At 35.5% G+C, this 17160-nt stretch carries 15 protein-coding genes; 13 read left to right on the top strand and 2 right to left on the bottom strand.

Annotated elements, in window-relative coordinates:
- The first annotated feature begins 59 nt into the window (after positions 1–59).
- The 7 genes from AC07XN_RS01970 (at position 60) to AC07XN_RS01940 (ending at position 8472) form a co-directional block, all read left to right on the top strand.
- Positions 60–977, top strand: a complete 918-nt coding sequence (locus tag AC07XN_RS01970; protein ID WP_494741855.1) for a dihydrodipicolinate synthase family protein — start codon at positions 60–62, stop codon at positions 975–977.
- Positions 978–1207: 230 nt separating this feature from the next.
- On the top strand, positions 1208–2209 hold the full coding sequence (locus AC07XN_RS01965; protein WP_494741854.1) for a 4-hydroxyproline epimerase: 1002 nt from the start codon (positions 1208–1210) through the stop codon (positions 2207–2209).
- A 30-nt stretch (positions 2210–2239) separates the two neighbouring features.
- Complete coding sequence (locus AC07XN_RS01960; protein WP_494741853.1) at positions 2240–3679, top strand: APC family permease; 1440 nt, start codon at positions 2240–2242, stop codon at positions 3677–3679.
- A 31-nt stretch (positions 3680–3710) separates the two neighbouring features.
- Entirely contained in the window at positions 3711–6122 is a 2412-nt protein-coding gene (locus AC07XN_RS01955; protein WP_494741852.1) for a glycoside hydrolase family 127 protein, read from the top strand.
- Between the two features lie 201 nt (positions 6123–6323).
- Complete coding sequence (locus AC07XN_RS01950) at positions 6324–7262, top strand: ring-cleaving dioxygenase (RefSeq protein WP_494741851.1); 939 nt, start codon at positions 6324–6326, stop codon at positions 7260–7262.
- 16 nt (positions 7263–7278) lie between these two features.
- Positions 7279–7908 (top strand): alpha/beta hydrolase, encoded by a 630-nt coding sequence (locus tag AC07XN_RS01945; RefSeq protein ID WP_494741850.1) that lies wholly within the window; start codon positions 7279–7281, stop codon positions 7906–7908.
- A gap of 33 nt (positions 7909–7941) precedes the next feature.
- Positions 7942–8472 carry a YceI family protein gene (locus AC07XN_RS01940; RefSeq protein ID WP_309917493.1) on the top strand — a complete coding sequence of 177 codons (531 nt, stop codon included), beginning with the start codon at positions 7942–7944 and terminating at the stop codon, positions 8470–8472.
- A 92-nt stretch (positions 8473–8564) separates the two neighbouring features.
- On the opposite strand, the gene AC07XN_RS01935 is transcribed toward AC07XN_RS01940, so the two are convergent.
- Together AC07XN_RS01935 and AC07XN_RS01930 are read right to left on the bottom strand one after the other, a co-directional pair.
- The gene (locus AC07XN_RS01935; protein ID WP_494741849.1) at positions 8565–9524 is read right to left on the bottom strand and encodes a D-2-hydroxyacid dehydrogenase; all 960 of its coding nucleotides are present in this window, start codon (positions 9522–9524) and stop codon (positions 8565–8567) included.
- Positions 9525–9564: 40 nt separating this feature from the next.
- Positions 9565–10545, bottom strand: a complete 981-nt coding sequence (locus AC07XN_RS01930; protein WP_494741848.1) for a lipid A deacylase LpxR family protein — start codon at positions 10543–10545, stop codon at positions 9565–9567.
- Between the two features lie 415 nt (positions 10546–10960).
- Here AC07XN_RS01930 and AC07XN_RS01925 point away from each other — a divergent pair, with 415 nt between their 5' ends.
- The 6 genes from AC07XN_RS01925 (at position 10961) to eboE (ending at position 17040) form a co-directional block, all read left to right on the top strand.
- Positions 10961–11644, top strand: a complete 684-nt coding sequence (locus AC07XN_RS01925; RefSeq protein WP_309917504.1) for a recombinase family protein — start codon at positions 10961–10963, stop codon at positions 11642–11644.
- Between the two features lie 83 nt (positions 11645–11727).
- Positions 11728–12543 carry an EboA domain-containing protein gene (locus AC07XN_RS01920; protein WP_494741847.1) on the top strand — a complete coding sequence of 272 codons (816 nt, stop codon included), beginning with the start codon at positions 11728–11730 and terminating at the stop codon, positions 12541–12543.
- A 125-nt stretch (positions 12544–12668) separates the two neighbouring features.
- Positions 12669–13688 carry a TatD family hydrolase gene (locus AC07XN_RS01915; protein WP_494741846.1) on the top strand — a complete coding sequence of 340 codons (1020 nt, stop codon included), beginning with the start codon at positions 12669–12671 and terminating at the stop codon, positions 13686–13688.
- A 3-nt stretch (positions 13689–13691) separates the two neighbouring features.
- Positions 13692–14573, top strand: coding sequence for a UbiA-like protein EboC (eboC, locus tag AC07XN_RS01910; RefSeq protein ID WP_494741845.1), 882 nt, complete (start codon positions 13692–13694; stop codon positions 14571–14573).
- Between the two features lie 91 nt (positions 14574–14664).
- Positions 14665–15822: a 3-dehydroquinate synthase gene (locus AC07XN_RS01905; protein ID WP_494741844.1), complete on the top strand. Its 1158-nt coding sequence runs from the start codon at positions 14665–14667 to the stop codon at positions 15820–15822.
- Positions 15823–15828: 6 nt separating this feature from the next.
- Positions 15829–17040, top strand: a complete 1212-nt coding sequence (gene eboE / locus AC07XN_RS01900; RefSeq protein ID WP_494741843.1) for a metabolite traffic protein EboE — start codon at positions 15829–15831, stop codon at positions 17038–17040.
- Positions 17041–17160: the final 120 nt, after the last annotated feature.

The following is a 17160-nucleotide window of genomic DNA, read 5'->3' as shown; positions in this document are numbered from 1 at the left end:
TAATTTTTGCAAACTATTTTATTAATAATTTTGATTAAAAATAAAAGAAAATTATGGCAATCAATTGGAAAGGAGTATTCCCAGCAGTTACTACAAAGTTTAATGAAAAAGATGAGCTTGACTTCGAGCTTTTTGATAAGAATTTACAATTTCAGTTAGAAGCAGGCGTTCACGGAATTATTTTGGGAGGAACTTTAGGGGAATCAAGCGTATTGAGTTTAGAAGAAAAAGGTGCTTTAGTAAAGTTTACTGTTGAAAAAGTAGCAGGTAAAGTACCAGTAATTTTGAATATTGCAGAAGGAGCTACTAAAGATGCTATCGAGTTGGCTCGTTTAGCAGAAGAATGGGGAGCAGAGGGGTTGATGATGTTGCCCCCTATGCGTTATAAAACAGACCATCGTGAAACGGTTGAATATTTCAAAGCTGTAGCTAATTCAACTACGCTTCCAATCATGATTTATAATAACCCTATTGATTATAAAATTGAAGTAACTTTAGCAATGTTTTCTGAATTAGTTGTGTGTGAAAACATTCAAGCAGTTAAAGAATCAACCCGTGACTTGACCAATGTTACTCGTATGAGAAACTTATTTGGCCACCGTTACAGTATTCTTTGTGGTGTGGATACCATTGCCATGGAACAATTGGTAATGGGTGCTGATGGTTGGGTAGCAGGCTTAGTATGTGCATTCCCTGAAGAAACCGTTGCTATTTATAAATTAGTAAAAGCAGGTAGAATCGCTGAAGCAAGAAGTATTTATCGTTGGTTTATCCCATTATTAGAACTTGATATTCATCCAAAACTAGTACAATACATTAAATTGGCAGAAGCTCAAGTAGGCATAGGTAGCGAGGCCGTTAGACAACCACGACTTACTTTAATTGGCGAAGAAAGAGAAGCGATTTTGAATATTATCAATACAGGAATTGCAACAAGACCAACATTACCAGATTATAAGTCTATTGTGATTGACTAATTTTTTGTTTAGTTTAACGTTTAGTAAAGTATTCTTAGAAACAGAATTCTTAAACCAAATCATATATATAATTTTAATGTTTAACACACCGAGAATCCTCTATTGGGTTCTCGGATGTTAAATTCGATTATTTTCTGTAAGCTGTTTTTATTAAAATTTCATCAACAAACTTTATTTTTTACAGCATACACATAACCTTACGCATTTCGATTACTTAACCATACAATACTTTGAAAAAAACATTCTTTTGCATTGATGCTCATACATGTGGAAATCCTGTCAGATTAGTAGCAGGCGGTGGACCAACACTCATTGGTGAAAACATGAGTGAAAAAAGACAGCACTTTTTAAAAGAATATGATTGGATCAGACAAGGTTTGATGTTTGAACCTCGTGGTCATGATATGATGAGTGGGAGCATTTTGTTCCCACCACATCATCCTGAAAATGATGTCGCTGTGCTCTTTATTGAAACCAGTGGTTGTTTACCAATGTGCGGACACGGAACGATTGGTACGATAACTATTGCAGTGGAAGAAGGTTTAATCATTCCTAAAACCAAAGGTATTATCAGAATGGAAGCGCCGGCGGGCTTGGTAATGATTGAATATAAGCAAGAAGGAAATAAAGTAAAAAGTGTAAAACTGACGAATGTAGCATCATTTTTAGCTGCTGAAAATATCAGTGTAGAATGCCCTGATTTAGGAACATTGACAGTAGATGTATCTTATGGAGGTAATTTTTACGCCATTGTGGATGTTCAAGAGAACTTTAAAGGTTTACAACATTATACTGCTGACCAATTGATTAGTTGGAGTAGAACGATGCGTATACGAATCAATGAGCAATATACGTTTGTTCATCCCGATAATGAAACCATCAACGGCTGTTCGCATATATTGTGGACTGGCGACGTACTCGACCCAAGCTCTACTGCTAGAAATGCCGTTTTTTATGGTGATAAGGCCATCGACCGTTCACCGTGTGGCACTGGTACTTCAGCAAGGATGGCTCAATGGTATGCAAAAGGCAAGCTAAAAAAGGGCGATAATTTTGTGCATGAAAGTATCATTGGTTCAAAGTTTATCGGTCGAATAGAAGAAGAAACTACTGTGGGTGGCAAGCCAGCCATCAGACCAAGTATTGAAGGTTGGGCTAGAATTTATGGCTACAATACCATTAATATCGACGACGAGGACGACCCTTATGCTTATGGTTTCCAAGTATTGTAAAATATAAATTCATCATACAACCTGAGCAATATGAATCAACCAACTACTTTAGAACCCTCGGCTGAACAAAATCCAAGTGCATTTAAACGTTCGTTGAGTTTATTGGATGCCACCATGATTGTTGCGGGTTCTATGATTGGCTCAGGGATTTTTATTGTGAGTGCCGATATTACTCGCAATGTAGGTTCGGCGGGTTGGCTGTTAGTGGTTTGGTTGATAACAGGTCTACTAACCCTAATTGCTGCCATAAGTTATGGAGAACTAAGTGCCATGTTTCCCAAAGCTGGCGGACAGTATATATATCTAAAAGAAGCCTTCAATCCCCTTGTTGGCTTTTTGTATGGTTGGAGTTTCTTTGCCGTTATTCAAACGGGCTCAATTGCTGCGGTAGGTGTGGCTTTTAGTAAATTCTCCGCTTATATTTTTCCGTTTCTTAGCGAGAAAAACATCTTATTAGACCTTAAATTATTTAAAGTTTCGGCCGCTCAACTCACTTCAATCTTAATGGTTTCCTTATTAACGTATATCAATACGCGTGGTGTAAAAGAAGGAAAAACTATTCAAACGATACTGACTCTCATCAAAATCATAGCATTATTCGGACTGATTATCTTTGGTTTTTCGATAGCCGCTAAAAAAGAAATTTGGGAAGCCAATTGGCAATCAGGTTTTTCACTTTTCCAATTTGATGGCATTACATCACTTCCCTACTCCAGTATGGCTTTTATGGGTGCTATAGCCGCTAGTATGGTTGGAAGCCTATTTAGTAGTGATTCTTGGAATAACGTTACTTTTATAGCAGGAGAAATTAAAAGACCTGAACGAAATATTGGACTAAGTTTATTCTTAGGAACACTTATCGTTACAGCTACTTATTTCCTGTGCAATGTAATGTATCTGAGCGTATTATCTCTACAAGAAATCGCTACCGCTGAAAACGACAGAGTGGGTATGGTGGCATCACAACATATATTCGGAGAGGTTGGTACAATGGTCATTGCTGTGTTTTTGATGATTTCTACTTTTGGTTGCGACAATGGTTTGATTTTATCAGGTGCGAGAGTGTATTACAGCATGGCAAAAGATGGCCTATTTTTTAAACAAGTAGCTCAACTTAATAAAAATGGCGTACCCGAAAAAGCATTATGGATACAATGTATTTGGGCATCTGTACTTTGTTTGAGTGGTCGCTATGGTGAATTACTTGATTATGTAATCTTTGCTGTACTGATTTTTTATATACTAACAATTATAGGCATTTTCAGACTACGCATTACTCAACCCAACTTACCTCGTCCTTACAAAGCCTTTGGCTATCCTTTTTTACCCCTTATTTACATCTTTTCGGCATCAGTAATTAGTATTTCACTATTGATATATCGCCCTTCATTTACGTTGCCCGGTTTAGTAATCGTATTATTAGGTATCCCAGCGTACTATCTTTTTCTAGGCAAGAAGCCCCAATCTTAAGTATCATCATTAGCCATAAACACTCAACAATATGTCATCATTATCTTTCAAAAGGCTATTTACTTTTGTGGTTCTTTTTTCATTTTTTATCAATGAAGCTGAGGCACAACATAATGATTATCCTATTCAACCTGTCACTTTTACACAAGTACACTTTAAGGATAATTTTTGGTTACCTAAAATGAAAATCAATGCCGAGGTAACCATTCCCTATACATTAAACCAATGTAAAATAACTGGACGGATTGATAATTTTGCTAAAGCTGCAGGAAAAATGCCCGCTGAAAAAAGTACTACTTATACTTTTGATGACACCGATTTATATAAAGTGATAGAAGGGGCATCTTATAGTCTTCAAACTAAAAAAGATATTGCCCTTGAAAAATACTTAGATACCTTAATTAGTAATATTGGTGCTGCCCAAGAACCAGATGGATATTTATATACTTTTAGAACAATGAAAATTGCCAAACCACACGAGTGGATTGGTTCAAAACGTTGGGAAAAAGAAGAAGACTTAAGTCATGAATTATACAATGCAGGGCATCTTTATGAAGCGGCAGTAGCGCATTATCAAGCAACGGGTAAAAAGAATTTGCTAAATATTGCCACCAAAAATGCTGACTTATTAGTGAAAACTTTTGGCTGGGGCAAAGAAGAACGTTTCCCCGGTCATCAAATAGTGGAGACTGGTTTAACCCGTTTGTATAGGGTAACGGGCAAAAAAGAGTACTTGACTTTAGCAAAATTCTTTCTGGATTTAAGAGGTAAAGAAGGGCATTTGAACCAAGAATACAGTCAATCGCATAAAAAAGTAGTAGATCAGCATACAGCGGTGGGGCATGCGGTTAGGGCAACTTATATGTACACAGGCATGGCAGACGTAGCAGCACTGACTGGCGACAAGCAATACTTAAGTGCTATCGATGACATTTGGAATGATGTAGTTGATAAAAAGATTTACATTACAGGGGGTATAGGTGCTACAGGTAATGGAGAAGCCTTTGGGGCTGATTATGATTTACCTAACATGAGTGCCTATGCTGAAACTTGCGCCGCCATTGCCAATGTGTATTGGAACAATAGAATGTTTTTACTGCATGGCGATGCTAAATATATTGATGTACTAGAACGTACCCTTTACAATGGTTTACTTTCTGGTATTTCTTTAACAGGAGATAGATTCTTTTATCCAAATCCGTTGGCTTCAATGGGACAACATCAACGCAGAACTTGGTATGATTGTGCCTGTTGTATTTCTAACATGACTCGCTTTTTGCCTTCAGTACCAGGATATGCGTATGCGCAAAACCAAAACGATTTATATATTAATTTATTTGTAGGGGGTGATGCCACTATCCAATTGACAAATACCAAGGTTGAAATCCATCAAGAAACCAATTATCCTTGGAGTGGGAAAGATGAATTTATCATCAATCCAGCTAAAAAAGCTAGTTTCAACATTCATATTCGTATTCCGGGTTGGGCAAAAAATCAACCAATCCAAGGCGATTTGTATCAGGATAAAAGTAAAAGCATAGACTTTACCCTTTTATTAAATGGGAAACCTGCAAAATATTCCATCGAAAAGGGCTATGCTGTGATTAATCGTACATGGGTTAAAGGTGATAAATTGACGTTGGATTTACCAATGGAAATAAAGAAGATTGAAGCCAAAGACAGCGTAAAAGCTGATTATCAAAGATTTGCTTTGCAAAGAGGTCCCCTAGTCTATTGTTTAGAGGGCATTGATAATGCAGATTCATCAGTACTGAATATCGTTGTTGATAAAAACTCAACGGTTACTCCTGTTTTTCAGACTAGTTTATTGAACGGCGTGATGGCTTTAGAAATGGATGGTTCTTCAACCAAAAGGCAAATCAATAGTAATGAGTTGATTAAAACACAGCAGAAAGTAACCGCTATTCCATATTATACATGGGCGAATCGTGGTTCATCAGAAATGCAAGTGTGGATTCCTTTTGAAGCGTCGGCATCAAAACCAAAGCCTGCTCCGACTATAGCTAGTAAAAGTAAAGTTACAGCTTCAATCAAAAGTCCGATGATGTTAAAAGCACTTAATGACCAATATGAGGTTGAAAACTCTATCGACAGAAGTGGTAATTTCTTCCATTGGTGGCCAAAGAAAAATTCTACCGAATTTGTTCAGTATGATTTTGACCAAGAATATACAGTATCATCATCAGAAGTCTATTGGTTTGACGATAGTCCTTGGGGAGGGTGTTATTTACCAAGTTCTTGGAAAATATTATACCTGAAAGATGGTCAATGGCTTCCTGTTAAAGTAATCAATCAAGATGCTGTTGCTAAAGATAAATTCAACACTATTCAGTTTGAACCAATAACTACCAAAGCTTTAAAATTAGAAGTACAATTATCGAAAGATAACGCCGCTGGAATTCATGAGTGGAAGGTGAAGTAAATCTAATATATAGCATAATAAAATAGCTTCTTAGTCACGCAAATAACATGTGGCTAAGAAGCTATTTTAGTTTTAGTTTAGTTTTAGTTTATTTTTAGTCTTTTTTTCATTTTTTTCTCATTTCTGTGTTTTCTTGTCCTAGTTCAAGAGAAATCAATATCTGAGCGGATAACTTTGTATCAACAAAAAAGGAAAACAATTATGGAAAATAGAATAAATGGATTGCACCATATCACTGCTATTGCAGGAAATGCAAAGAGAAATTACGACTTTTATACAAGAGTAATGGGCTTGAAAATGATTAAAAAAACTGTCAATTTCGATGACCCAAATACATATCACTTTTACTATGGTAACGCTACAGGCGAACCTGGAACAGTATTAACATTCTTCCCTTGGGGTGATGGTATTCCACAAGGAAGAAGAGGGACTCGTCAAGCTACAGAAATTGGGTATGCAGTTCCAGAAGGAAGTTTAGAATTCTGGCAAAAGAGATTCGAGCAAAACAATGTTACTTATAATAAAGTAGCTGAGAAATTTGGAGAACAATACCTTACTTTCTTAGACCCTGACGGTTTGAAGTTTGAATTGATTGTTCCTAAAAAAGCTGATACTCGTGCTCCATTTGAAACAGAGGAAGTAACAGCACAACATGCTACTTTAGGTTTTCATAGTGTAACGATTACTACGAATAAAATTGATGCTACCGCTAAAGTGCTTACAGATATTTTCGGGTATCGTTTATTAGAACAACACGTAAATCGTTATCGTTTTGTAACTGATGCTGTTGAACAGGCAGCCATCGTTGATTTAGTAGAAGTACCAGGTGAAGGCGTAGGACACGTTTCAAAAGGTTCTGTACACCACGTAGCTTTCAGAGTAAGTGATGATAATATCCTAATGGAATTTCGCAAAAAAGTAATGGATGCGGGTTTACAGATTACAGAGAAAATCGATAGAAACTATTTCTATTCATTATATTTCCGTGAACCAGGTGGAGTACTTTTTGAAATTGCAAGTGATAACCCAGGTTTTACAGTAGATGAATCTTTAGAAGAATTGGGATTAAACTTAAAATTGCCTGCTCAATATGAACAATATCGTGCTGGTATCGAAAAAACACTCCCAAAACTGGATTAACTTACTCATTAAAATTATGTATTTACATAGCAAACAAGTTTTGACCACTGGTATTTCAATCGAAAAAGCCAAAAAAGCGATCGTGATGATTCACGGTCGCGGTGGTTCAGCTCAAGATATCATTACATTAAAAGACCATTTGAATCTTGGTGAAATGGCGATTTTTGCCCCTCAAGCTACGCAAAGAAGTTGGTATCCATATAGTTTCATGGCACCCGAGGAACAAAATCAACCTGCACTAGATTCGGCCCTGAATGTAATTGATGAGGTAATGAAAGATATTGAAAAGGCAGGTATTCCTGCTAATTCAATCTACTTTTTAGGGTTTTCTCAAGGAGCTTGTCTTACCTTAGAATACGTGGCTAGAAATGCTAAAAAGTATGGTGGTGTTGTCGCTTTTACTGGAGGCGTGATTGGCGAAGTATTGGTAAAAGAAAGGTATAAAGGAGACTTTGAGCAAACACCAATATTAATCACCACAGGCAATCCAGACCCACATGTTCCGTTAGTAAGGGTAGAAGAAAGTATTTCGATTCTAAAAAAACTTAATTCGAATGTTCATTCAGAAATTTTCAAAGGGAAACAACATGCTATTTCTTTGGAGGAAATCAATTTAGCGAATCAATATATTTTTAAAGAAAATTAATTATCAATTTCATAATATTAAACTTAAAACATCATGTCAACTACAATCTGGGCTATTGACCCATCACATTCAGAAGTACAGTTTAAAGTTAAACATTTGGTTATCACAACTGTAACAGGACATTTCAAAGAATTCAGCGGAACAGTTGAGGCTGGAGACGATTTTGAAGATGCAAAAATATCATTCGAAGCAAAAGTGGATTCTATTAGTACCAATAGCGAACAACGCGACGGACACTTAAAAAGTGCTGATTTCTTTGAAGTTGAAAAGTATCCAACACTTTCATTTACTTCTACTAAATTTACAAAAAAAGATGATGATGAGTTCGAATTAGTAGGTGACTTAACCATCAAAGGCGTAACAAATCCTGTAAAATTGGCAGTAGAATATGGCGGAACAGCAACTGACCCTTGGGGAAATGTAAAAGCTGGGTTTGAATTAACCGCTAAAATCAATCGTAAAGATTTTGGCTTAACTTGGAATGCTCCAACAGAAGCGGGTGGAGTTTTGGTAAGTGAAGAAGTGAAATTAATAGCTAATATTCAGTTATTAAAGCAAGCATAATACACATTTAAAAATGTCTCTATCCTCAAAAGTATAGAGACATTTTTAAATTAATATATTGATTTATAACAAGTTATTACGTATTGTATAAATTATTTATTAACAATATTTGTAGGATTTCCTCCGATATAGGCTGAGATATTTTCTAAAGCGATGGCTAGTAATCTTGTTCTTGCTTCTTTAGTAGCCCAAGCTATGTGTGGTGTAATAATACAATTTTCTGCTGTAAACAATGGATTATCTTTTTGAGGGGGTTCTACAGAAAGTACATCTATCCCAGCCCCTGCAATAGTGCCATTATTCAATGCTTCTGCTAAATCTTCATCGACTACAATGGGTCCTCTTGAGGTATTAATCAGGAAAGCAGTGTTTTTCATTTTCTGTAAATTTTCACGATTAATCAGTCCTTTTGTTTCGGCAGTTAATGGACAATGAATACTTACTACATCTGATGCTACTAACAAATCTGGTATGCTTGCCCATTTAAAATTTTTACGATGCGATTGGTCAGTTTGTGTACGACTATAACCAATGACGTCCATTCCAAAGGCTGTAGCAACATCTGCAACTCTTTGACCAATGCTACCAAAACCAATAATGCCTATGGTTTTTCCAGCTAATTCAATTAAAGGAAAATCCCAGAAACAAAAATCTTTAGAATTTGCCCATTTCCCCTCACGAACAGCATCACTATGTTTTTGAACATGTAAAGTAAGTTCTAGTAAAAGCGAAAAAGTCATCTGCACAACAGATTCAGTACCATAAGCAGGTACATTACTTACAATAACTCCTTGATTTTTAGCAGCTTCAATATCAACAATATTATATCCAGTAGCCAATACACCAATGTATTTCAAACTACTTAATTGTGAAATTTCTGAAGCTCCAAGTGGTGTTTTATTCGTTAACACAATCTCTGCCCCGTCGGCTCGCTCTACAATTTTTTCGCTTGGAGTTCTATCGTAAATTATTACTTCCCCTAATGCGTTTAACTCATCCCATGATAAATCCCCAGGATTTAAAGTATATCCATCTAAAACGACAATCTTCATCTTGCTTAGTTAATTTGTTATAATTACAAAGCTAATTAATTTACCAATTGTAATACAATGAAAGATTTCCGACACTATGTCTATACAGCCCTTTTTTATAAGCACTGGCTACTTTTTGATTATACGAAATACCAAAATTACCTTTAGTAATTACAGCTCCATATGAAATTTCAGCAAACCAATTTCTTATACTATTTTGATAAACATCTGTTTTCGAATTATTTACCTCTCCATTCATCAACTTATTAGTGAGGATATACGATGCTTCAGGTTTAAAGATAAAATATGCCTGAAATTTTTTAAAACGACTGGATTTACTTCCATATTGATTTAAAAATCCTTGAAAATATGGACTAAATTTACCAATCCTAACCATTGGATACACTGTTACAGAATTGAGCATATTACCAAGCGTGGCTCTCCCTCCTGCCATTACTTCAATAAATTTCTGAAAATGAAATACTTCTTTCTCAGCAGTGAAGTTTATGTTAAAAATAGCAGTATTATCTAATTGGTTATCCCATCCTCTTGGAATTTTATCATTAATTATCCTATGCATCAATGTTTGTGTTTGTTTTGCCAAAGCTGCTGGTCCCCTTACTCCCGCTATTATCTCTGTTTGAAAATCGTATTTCTTAACAGGATTATAAGAATAAAGTGTATGTGTAATATACAAAGACCCCGCAAATGGATAATCATCTGGTTGAAATTCAGTTTTGGTAATATCTCTCGGAGTAACCATGAGTTGTGCAAAGCCCCAACCAAAAACATTAATGGTGCTATCGCCTGCTTTCGGTAATAGTCTATCCACAAAAAAATGAGAGTCATGTTTTTTTGTATAAAATAAATCGAATCTTGTTCCATTGCTGTAAGCTTCATCAGTTCCTATTCCTCGAACGTTAAAAAAGTCATTGTCTTCGTACAATCTAAACATAAACCGTGGTGACGATTTTTGAGCAAATATTGAATTCGTAAATATTAAAGCTATAATAGTAGTTAAAATTTGAAACGCGTTTTTCATGAAGATTAAAATTAAAAAGTTCTTTCATCTGAGCTTTGACTTAGAACACTAAATACATTTTTTAAAAGTGATTATTAATAGTAAATGTATTTTGAAAGAATAAAATTCCTTTAATTAAAAAAAACTAGAAAATCAACCTTGAATAAAATAAAAATGATTTTTAGAAGTTTTGTTTAAAATCTAATACGACCCTCTTAGATTTTAAACAAAGCGTATTATATTTGTCTAAAAGTCAAACTTAAGGTTAAAATTCTAAAAGTTGATAGTTTCGGTTATTTCAAAAATTAAATTTGAAAAACAGCAGTAAAATGAAGCGCTTGAGAATCCGTTATTCTGTACCAGAATTAATCTGGCAAAGAAATAATAAAATCTCAGCGGATTTAAAAAAGAGATTTCAAACATATAAAATCTATCTATGAAAAAATATGTAAGCTATCTACGTGTTTCAACAAAAGGTCAAGAACGTTCAGGGCTTGGGTTAGAAGCCCAACGTGCCATTATTGAACATTATGCAAAAATTGATGAAGCAGCTATTGAACATGAATTTATTGAAGCCATCAGTGGTAAAGACATTGAAAATCGTCCTAAATTGATGGAAGCTATTAAATTGTGTAATGAAAAAAAATACACATTTATCGTTGCAAAATTAGATAGATTGAGCAGAGACATCGAGCATATTTTTAAATTGAAAAAATTATTAGGTGAAAACTTTAAAAGTTGCGATTTACCTGATACTGATACAGTTACACTAGGAATTTATGCAATTTTCGCTCAAAGAGAAAGAGAAATCATTAGTATCAGAACAAAAGTAGCCTTAGAAGCTAAGAAAAAAAGAGGTGAAAAAATGGGTAACCCACAGTATTTTACCCAAGAAACAAGAGACCTTGGCGGGAAGATGCAAAGAGAAAAAGCCATTAAAAATATTAACAATAAAATGGCAAGTGGGATGATAGCCCGATACAATAGAGATGAATATACGTTGGAAAGTATTGCTCAAGAACTCAATAATTTTGGTTTCAGAACCGTTAAAGGAAAACTGTTCAACCGTTCAACGGTTTGGTACTTAATAAAACGACAAAAAGAGATAAATACGACGTAAACAATGATTTTTATTACGTTAAATTTCCCTCGCTGTTCTTACCTTTGATAAATATTATTTTGCATTAATTAGACTTAAAAATTGTGAGCATACAGAGCAACCTTTTAAAAATTATCCAAGAAAATGCTACAGATAAAGAGCTAAATTGGATTTTAAGCAAAACATCGGGTGATAGTAAACATATTTTAACAGCATTTGTCGCCACACCAAGATTTGTATCAAAAAAAACAGTAACTACTTTAGTTGATAACGAAAATCTTGTTCATGAATGGACGATGGATAGGTTAACAAGAGTTTATTTATTGTTATCTATTCCACACGACTCAGAAGAAACGTATCTTAAAAATATTAATTCACTTTTTGATACCGCTGAAATCAATGAAGCTGTAGCCTTATATTCAGCTTTACCTTATTTAGCTTTCCCTCAAAAATGGGTTTACAGGGCTACAGAGGCCGTTCGTTCTAATATTGGTTTAATTTTCGATTCTTTAGCATTTAGAAATACTTTTGCTAGTACATATTTTTCTGAAGCAGAATGGAATCAATTAGTGTTAAAATGTATTTTTAATGATAAGCCGATTCATTTAATTCATGGTTTAGCCGACAGAGCTAATCAAAAATTAGCGGATACGCTTTCAGATTTTGCCCATGAACGTTGGGCTGCTGGCAGAACAGTTCCAGCACAAGTTTGGCGATTAGTCATTCAGTTTTTGAACGAGAGTTTATTGAAAGATATAGAGAAGTTATTGTTGACAGATAGTCAGCAAAATCAAATTGCTGCAATATTACTATGCAAAGAAACAACTTTTGAGCCTGCAAAATCCTTGCTTGAAAAATATTCAACATTAGTAGAAGGACTTGATAGTCAGCGTATTTCTTGGAAAACTTTAGAAGAATAAGTAATTATCGCTTCTATTGTCCGATAATAAAGGATATACTAATTAGTATTTTATTCGAAATTTAAAGCTAGTTCAAATCAGAGTTTGTGTGTTGACCTTTGAGCTAGTTATTAACCACTAATCAAATGTGCCAAAAACATAACGAAATAACCCAAAATCCTTCACATTTTGAAGGAACAGCCGAAGAATTGGCAACGGCTACGAATGTACAAGTCAATTTCATGGATTATATCAAAGACATGAAGTTTTTTGATCCACACATTCACATGACTTCTCGTACTACTGATGACTATCAAGCATTGGCTGATGCGGGCGTGGTAGCTATTATTGAGCCTGCTTTTTGGCTGGGTCAACCACGTACAGGGCTTTCAACTTTCAAGGATTATTACAGCAGCTTGATAGGATGGGAGCGTTTTCGTTCTTCGCAATTTGGTATCAAACATTATTGTACTATTGGTCTGAACTCTCGCGAAGCCAACAATGAAGCCCTTGCGGAAGAAGTTATGGAAATTCTACCGCTTTATTTATATAAAGAAGGTGTAGTTGGGGTTGGCGAAATTGGTTTTGATGACCAAACGCCTGCCGAAGAAAAATATTATCGTTTACAATTAGAGTTAGCTAAAGAAGCTGGTTTACCAGTACAAGTACATACTCCACACCGTGACAAGAAAAAGGGAACTGAAAGAAGTATGGCTATTGCACTAGAACATGGTATTAGTCCTGAAATGGTAATTATTGATCATAATAATGAAGAAACTGTAAAAAGTGTATTAGACCAAGGTTTTTATGCGGCCTTTACTATTTATCCATTCACAAAAATGGGTAACGAACGCATGGTAGAGGTGGTAAAACAATATGGTTCTGAAAGAATTATGATTAATTCTGCAGCAGACTGGGGTATTAGTGACCCCTTGGCTATTCCCAAAACGGCAGCGTTAATGAAAATAAAAGGAATCTCAGACCATGATATTCGTTTGGTTACCTATCAAAATGCCATTGATGCCTTTTCTCAGAGCGGACAAATTAATGTGGATGATTTTGAAAATCCGCAAGAAATAGACCAAAGTCTAAAATTTAATGGCAACACGATTTTGAGGGGAGGACAACAACCAAGAGTCGATAAAAATGCCTTAATCATTCGTTAAGTTTTGAACATAAAAGCATACTTCCAACTTTTAAGACCTGCCAACATTGTGACATCCGTAGCTGATATTTTCGCTGGGATTTCCATCGCAGGTTTTATTTTTTCAAGCGATACTCAAAGTATTCAAACGGTTCTTTTACTCGTCATTGCTACCAAGTGTTTATATGGCGGTGGTATCGTGTATAACGATGTTTTTGATGCTGAATTAGACGCTGTAGAGAGACCCGAACGACCAATTCCAAGTGGAAGAGTCAGTAAGCAAAGTGCTGCAATATTCGGCAGTATTTTGCTTATCATTGGTATTATTGCAGCCTTTCTCAACAGTACTCAAAGTGGACTAATCGCTATTGCCGTTGCCATTTTGGCATTGGTTTATAATCGTTTCGGCAAACATCATGATATCATTGGTCCAATTAACATGGGGCTTTGTCGTGGCGGAAACCTGATTTTAGGAATGTCTGCTGTAGCTACTGCTCCAGCGGAACTGTGGTATTTAGGCATTATTCCTGTTATATACATCGCTGCCATAACGATGGTAAGTAGGGGAGAAGTGCATGGAGGAAGCCAAAAAACATTATATTTTGCAGGATTTTTATATGCTTTTGTTAGTATTTCTCAATTGCTTTTTGCATTTCAATTAGGCTATTTTGAACTAGCAATTGGCTTTGTGTTATTACACATATACTTGATTTTCAAACCATTAATTACAGCAATTGCTGACCCAATAGGGCCTAATATCGGCAAGGCTGTGAAAGCAGGAGTACTGTCTTTAATCGTAATGGATGCAGCATGGGTAAGTGTTTCAGGAAACTGGATTCTTGCTTTATGTGTTTTAGCATTGTTGCCCCTTTCTATGAAATTGGCGAAGTTATTTGCCGTTACATAAAGTGAAGGAATTATGCCTTGATAAAGCCAATGGTATGGATTCATCATTAGTTAAATATTGTTTAAAATTTGATTTTTTACTCGTATTATAAATGTCTCAGATTCAGCAAACATTTCAGGTTAATTTTTCGTACAATATCTTATTTACCGAAAATCTCTTCGCCCCTGAAAACACTACTTTAATTACTTTCTTAAACGATTTTGGCAGTCATTATGGTGCAAATGAGTTTCGTAAGAAAATTTTATTTCTAATTGACGAAGGTGTTGCCAACACTCATCAATACTTGCAAGAAGCCATAAAAAAATACTTTGAAGGTCAAGAACAAGTGGAGCTAGTAGCAGACATTATCGTGTTACCGGGTGGAGAACAAGTAAAAAATGATGAAATATATTTAGCTCAAACACTCCGAGCAATTGATACTTATGGTATCGACCGTCACTCATTTGTAGCTGCCATAGGCGGTGGAGCATTTTTAGATATGACAGGCTATGCATCAGCGATTGCTCATAGAGGCGTAAAACATATTCGTATTCCTACGACTGTTCTTTCACAAAATGATTCGGGTGTTGGTGTAAAAAATGGTGTAAATTATTTTGGTAAAAAGAACTTTTTAGGCACATTTGCTCCGCCAGTAGCAGTATTTAATGATAGCACTTTTTTGAAAACATTAGACGAGCGTGACTGGCGTTCGGGTATTTCAGAAGCGGTAAAAGTGGCTCTTATCAAGGATATAACCTTCTTTGAATGGCTAGAAAACAAATCTGTTTTGTTGGCTCATAGAGATGAGGAGTCTATGAACGAGCATATTTTCCGTTGTGCTGAACTCCATGTACAGCATATTTCTAGTGGTGACCCTTTTGAAAGCGGTTCTGCACGTCCTTTAGATTTTGGTCACTGGGCGGCCCATAAATTAGAATATCTTACCAATTTTGAAATACGTCATGGCGAAGCCGTAGCCATTGGCATTGCCCTCGACTGTGTATATTCTTATTTAAAAGGTATGATTAGCGAAGATGCTTTGGATAGAATTTTGTTGGTTTTAGAAAATCTAGGCTTTGATTTATATCATCCTGCCTTAGCAGAAAATGACAAAATTAATCTTTGGAAAGGTCTTAACGAATTCCGTGAGCATTTGGGCGGTCGCCTAACCATTACTTTATTAGAAGGTCTAGGAAAAGGAGTAGAAGTACACGAAATAGATTTCGAATTGGTAAAACAAGCAGTAGATTTTCTCGAAAAACGCTCATAAAAAATTATGCAAACTGCCTTTGGACTTTTAACATATTGTAGTAATATTCATCCTGGTGTAGACTGGAATCACCATTTTTCAGTACTCCAAAGTAGCATTCCTGAAATTAAAAATTCAGTCAGTAAAGATGCTTCGATGGGTATAGGCTTGCGTTTGGCTAATCAAGCGAGCATAGATTTATCCGAAGCAGAGAACTTTAAGGCTTTTCAACAATGGTTGACTGAAAACGATTGCTATGTATTTACAATGAATGGTTTTCCGTATGGTGGGTTTCATGACGTAGTAGTAAAAGACCAAGTACATGCCCCTGACTGGACAACCGTTGACAGAGTACAATATACTATCAGGATGTTTAAGTTGTTGGCTAAACTTTTACCTGCTGAGATGAACGAAGGAGGAATTTCGACATCACCACTTTCCTACCGTTTTTGGTGGAAAGTTGAAAGTCATACTCCATCAGAAAGCCTTCATTATGCTACTACATTAGCTACCCAAAATATGCTTTTAGTAGTTGATGAATTAATTGCGCTTAGAGAATCAACAGGAAAAACATTACATTTAGATATTGAGCCAGAACCAGATGGTATCTTGGAAAATTCTACCGAATTTATCACTTGGTATCAAGACTATTTAAGACCTATTGCTATAGAATATTTTGCAAAAAAAGGACTTTCTTCTGACGAAACATTAGATATTTTACATACTCATATCCAATTATGCTATGATGTTTGTCATTTTGCGGTAAGCTATGAAAAGCCTGCCATCGTAGTTAAGCAATTATCAAAAGCAAATATTGCTGTTGGCAAAATTCAAATAAGCTCAGCTATTAAAGTAGATTTTACGAAAGATGCTGAGGAAAAATTAAAAGCCATTGCTCAGTACGATGAAGTCAGCTATTTACACCAAGTAGTTGCTAAGAAAGCTGATGGTACTTTTGAAAAATACCAAGATTTAAACCTTGCTATTCAAGCATTTGCACCAGAGAAACACGTAGAATGGCGAGTACATTTTCATGTGCCTTTATTTATTGAACAATACGGAGAGCTTTCTTCAACACAATCAGACATTGTAGATACCATAGCCATTCATAAACAAAAACCTTTTACTAATCATTTAGAAATTGAAACTTATACTTGGGGTGTTCTACCTCCTGAAGTGCAAGTCCCTCTGAATGAATCAATTGCTAGAGAGATTAACTGGGTGAAAAGTTTATTGTAAGCTATAAGAAGTGAGCTTTGAGCTTTTTATTTCTTAATAATATAATGGAGATTTACTCATGGCATGACTTGAAGTCATGCCATGAGTAGTTGACTTCTAACAAAAATGCTGAAAGCTGAC

This window comes from Arcicella sp. GW458-12-2-14-TSB2 (assembly GCF_059423785.1).
The sequence above is the reverse complement of the archived record's forward strand: the minus strand, read 5'-3'. Positions and strand labels throughout refer to the sequence as shown.

Excerpts from the sequence above, each read along its gene's own strand:
- AC07XN_RS01950 (WP_494741851.1), top strand. The coding sequence starts at position 6,324 with ATGGAAAATAGAATAAATGGATTGCACCATATCACTGCTATTGCAGGA.
- eboE (WP_494741843.1), top strand. The coding sequence starts at position 15,829 with ATGCAAACTGCCTTTGGACTTTTAACATATTGTAGTAATATTCATCCT.
- AC07XN_RS01930 (WP_494741848.1), bottom strand. The coding sequence starts at position 10,545 with ATGAAAAACGCGTTTCAAATTTTAACTACTATTATAGCTTTAATATTT.
- AC07XN_RS01905 (WP_494741844.1), top strand. The coding sequence starts at position 14,665 with ATGTCTCAGATTCAGCAAACATTTCAGGTTAATTTTTCGTACAATATC.
- AC07XN_RS01960 (WP_494741853.1), top strand. The coding sequence starts at position 2,240 with ATGAATCAACCAACTACTTTAGAACCCTCGGCTGAACAAAATCCAAGT.
- AC07XN_RS01935 (WP_494741849.1), bottom strand. The coding sequence starts at position 9,524 with ATGAAGATTGTCGTTTTAGATGGATATACTTTAAATCCTGGGGATTTA.
- AC07XN_RS01940 (WP_309917493.1), top strand. The coding sequence starts at position 7,942 with ATGTCAACTACAATCTGGGCTATTGACCCATCACATTCAGAAGTACAG.
- AC07XN_RS01955 (WP_494741852.1), top strand. The coding sequence starts at position 3,711 with ATGTCATCATTATCTTTCAAAAGGCTATTTACTTTTGTGGTTCTTTTT.
- AC07XN_RS01945 (WP_494741850.1), top strand. The coding sequence starts at position 7,279 with ATGTATTTACATAGCAAACAAGTTTTGACCACTGGTATTTCAATCGAA.
- AC07XN_RS01915 (WP_494741846.1), top strand. The coding sequence starts at position 12,669 with ATGTGCCAAAAACATAACGAAATAACCCAAAATCCTTCACATTTTGAA.
- AC07XN_RS01925 (WP_309917504.1), top strand. The coding sequence starts at position 10,961 with ATGAAAAAATATGTAAGCTATCTACGTGTTTCAACAAAAGGTCAAGAA.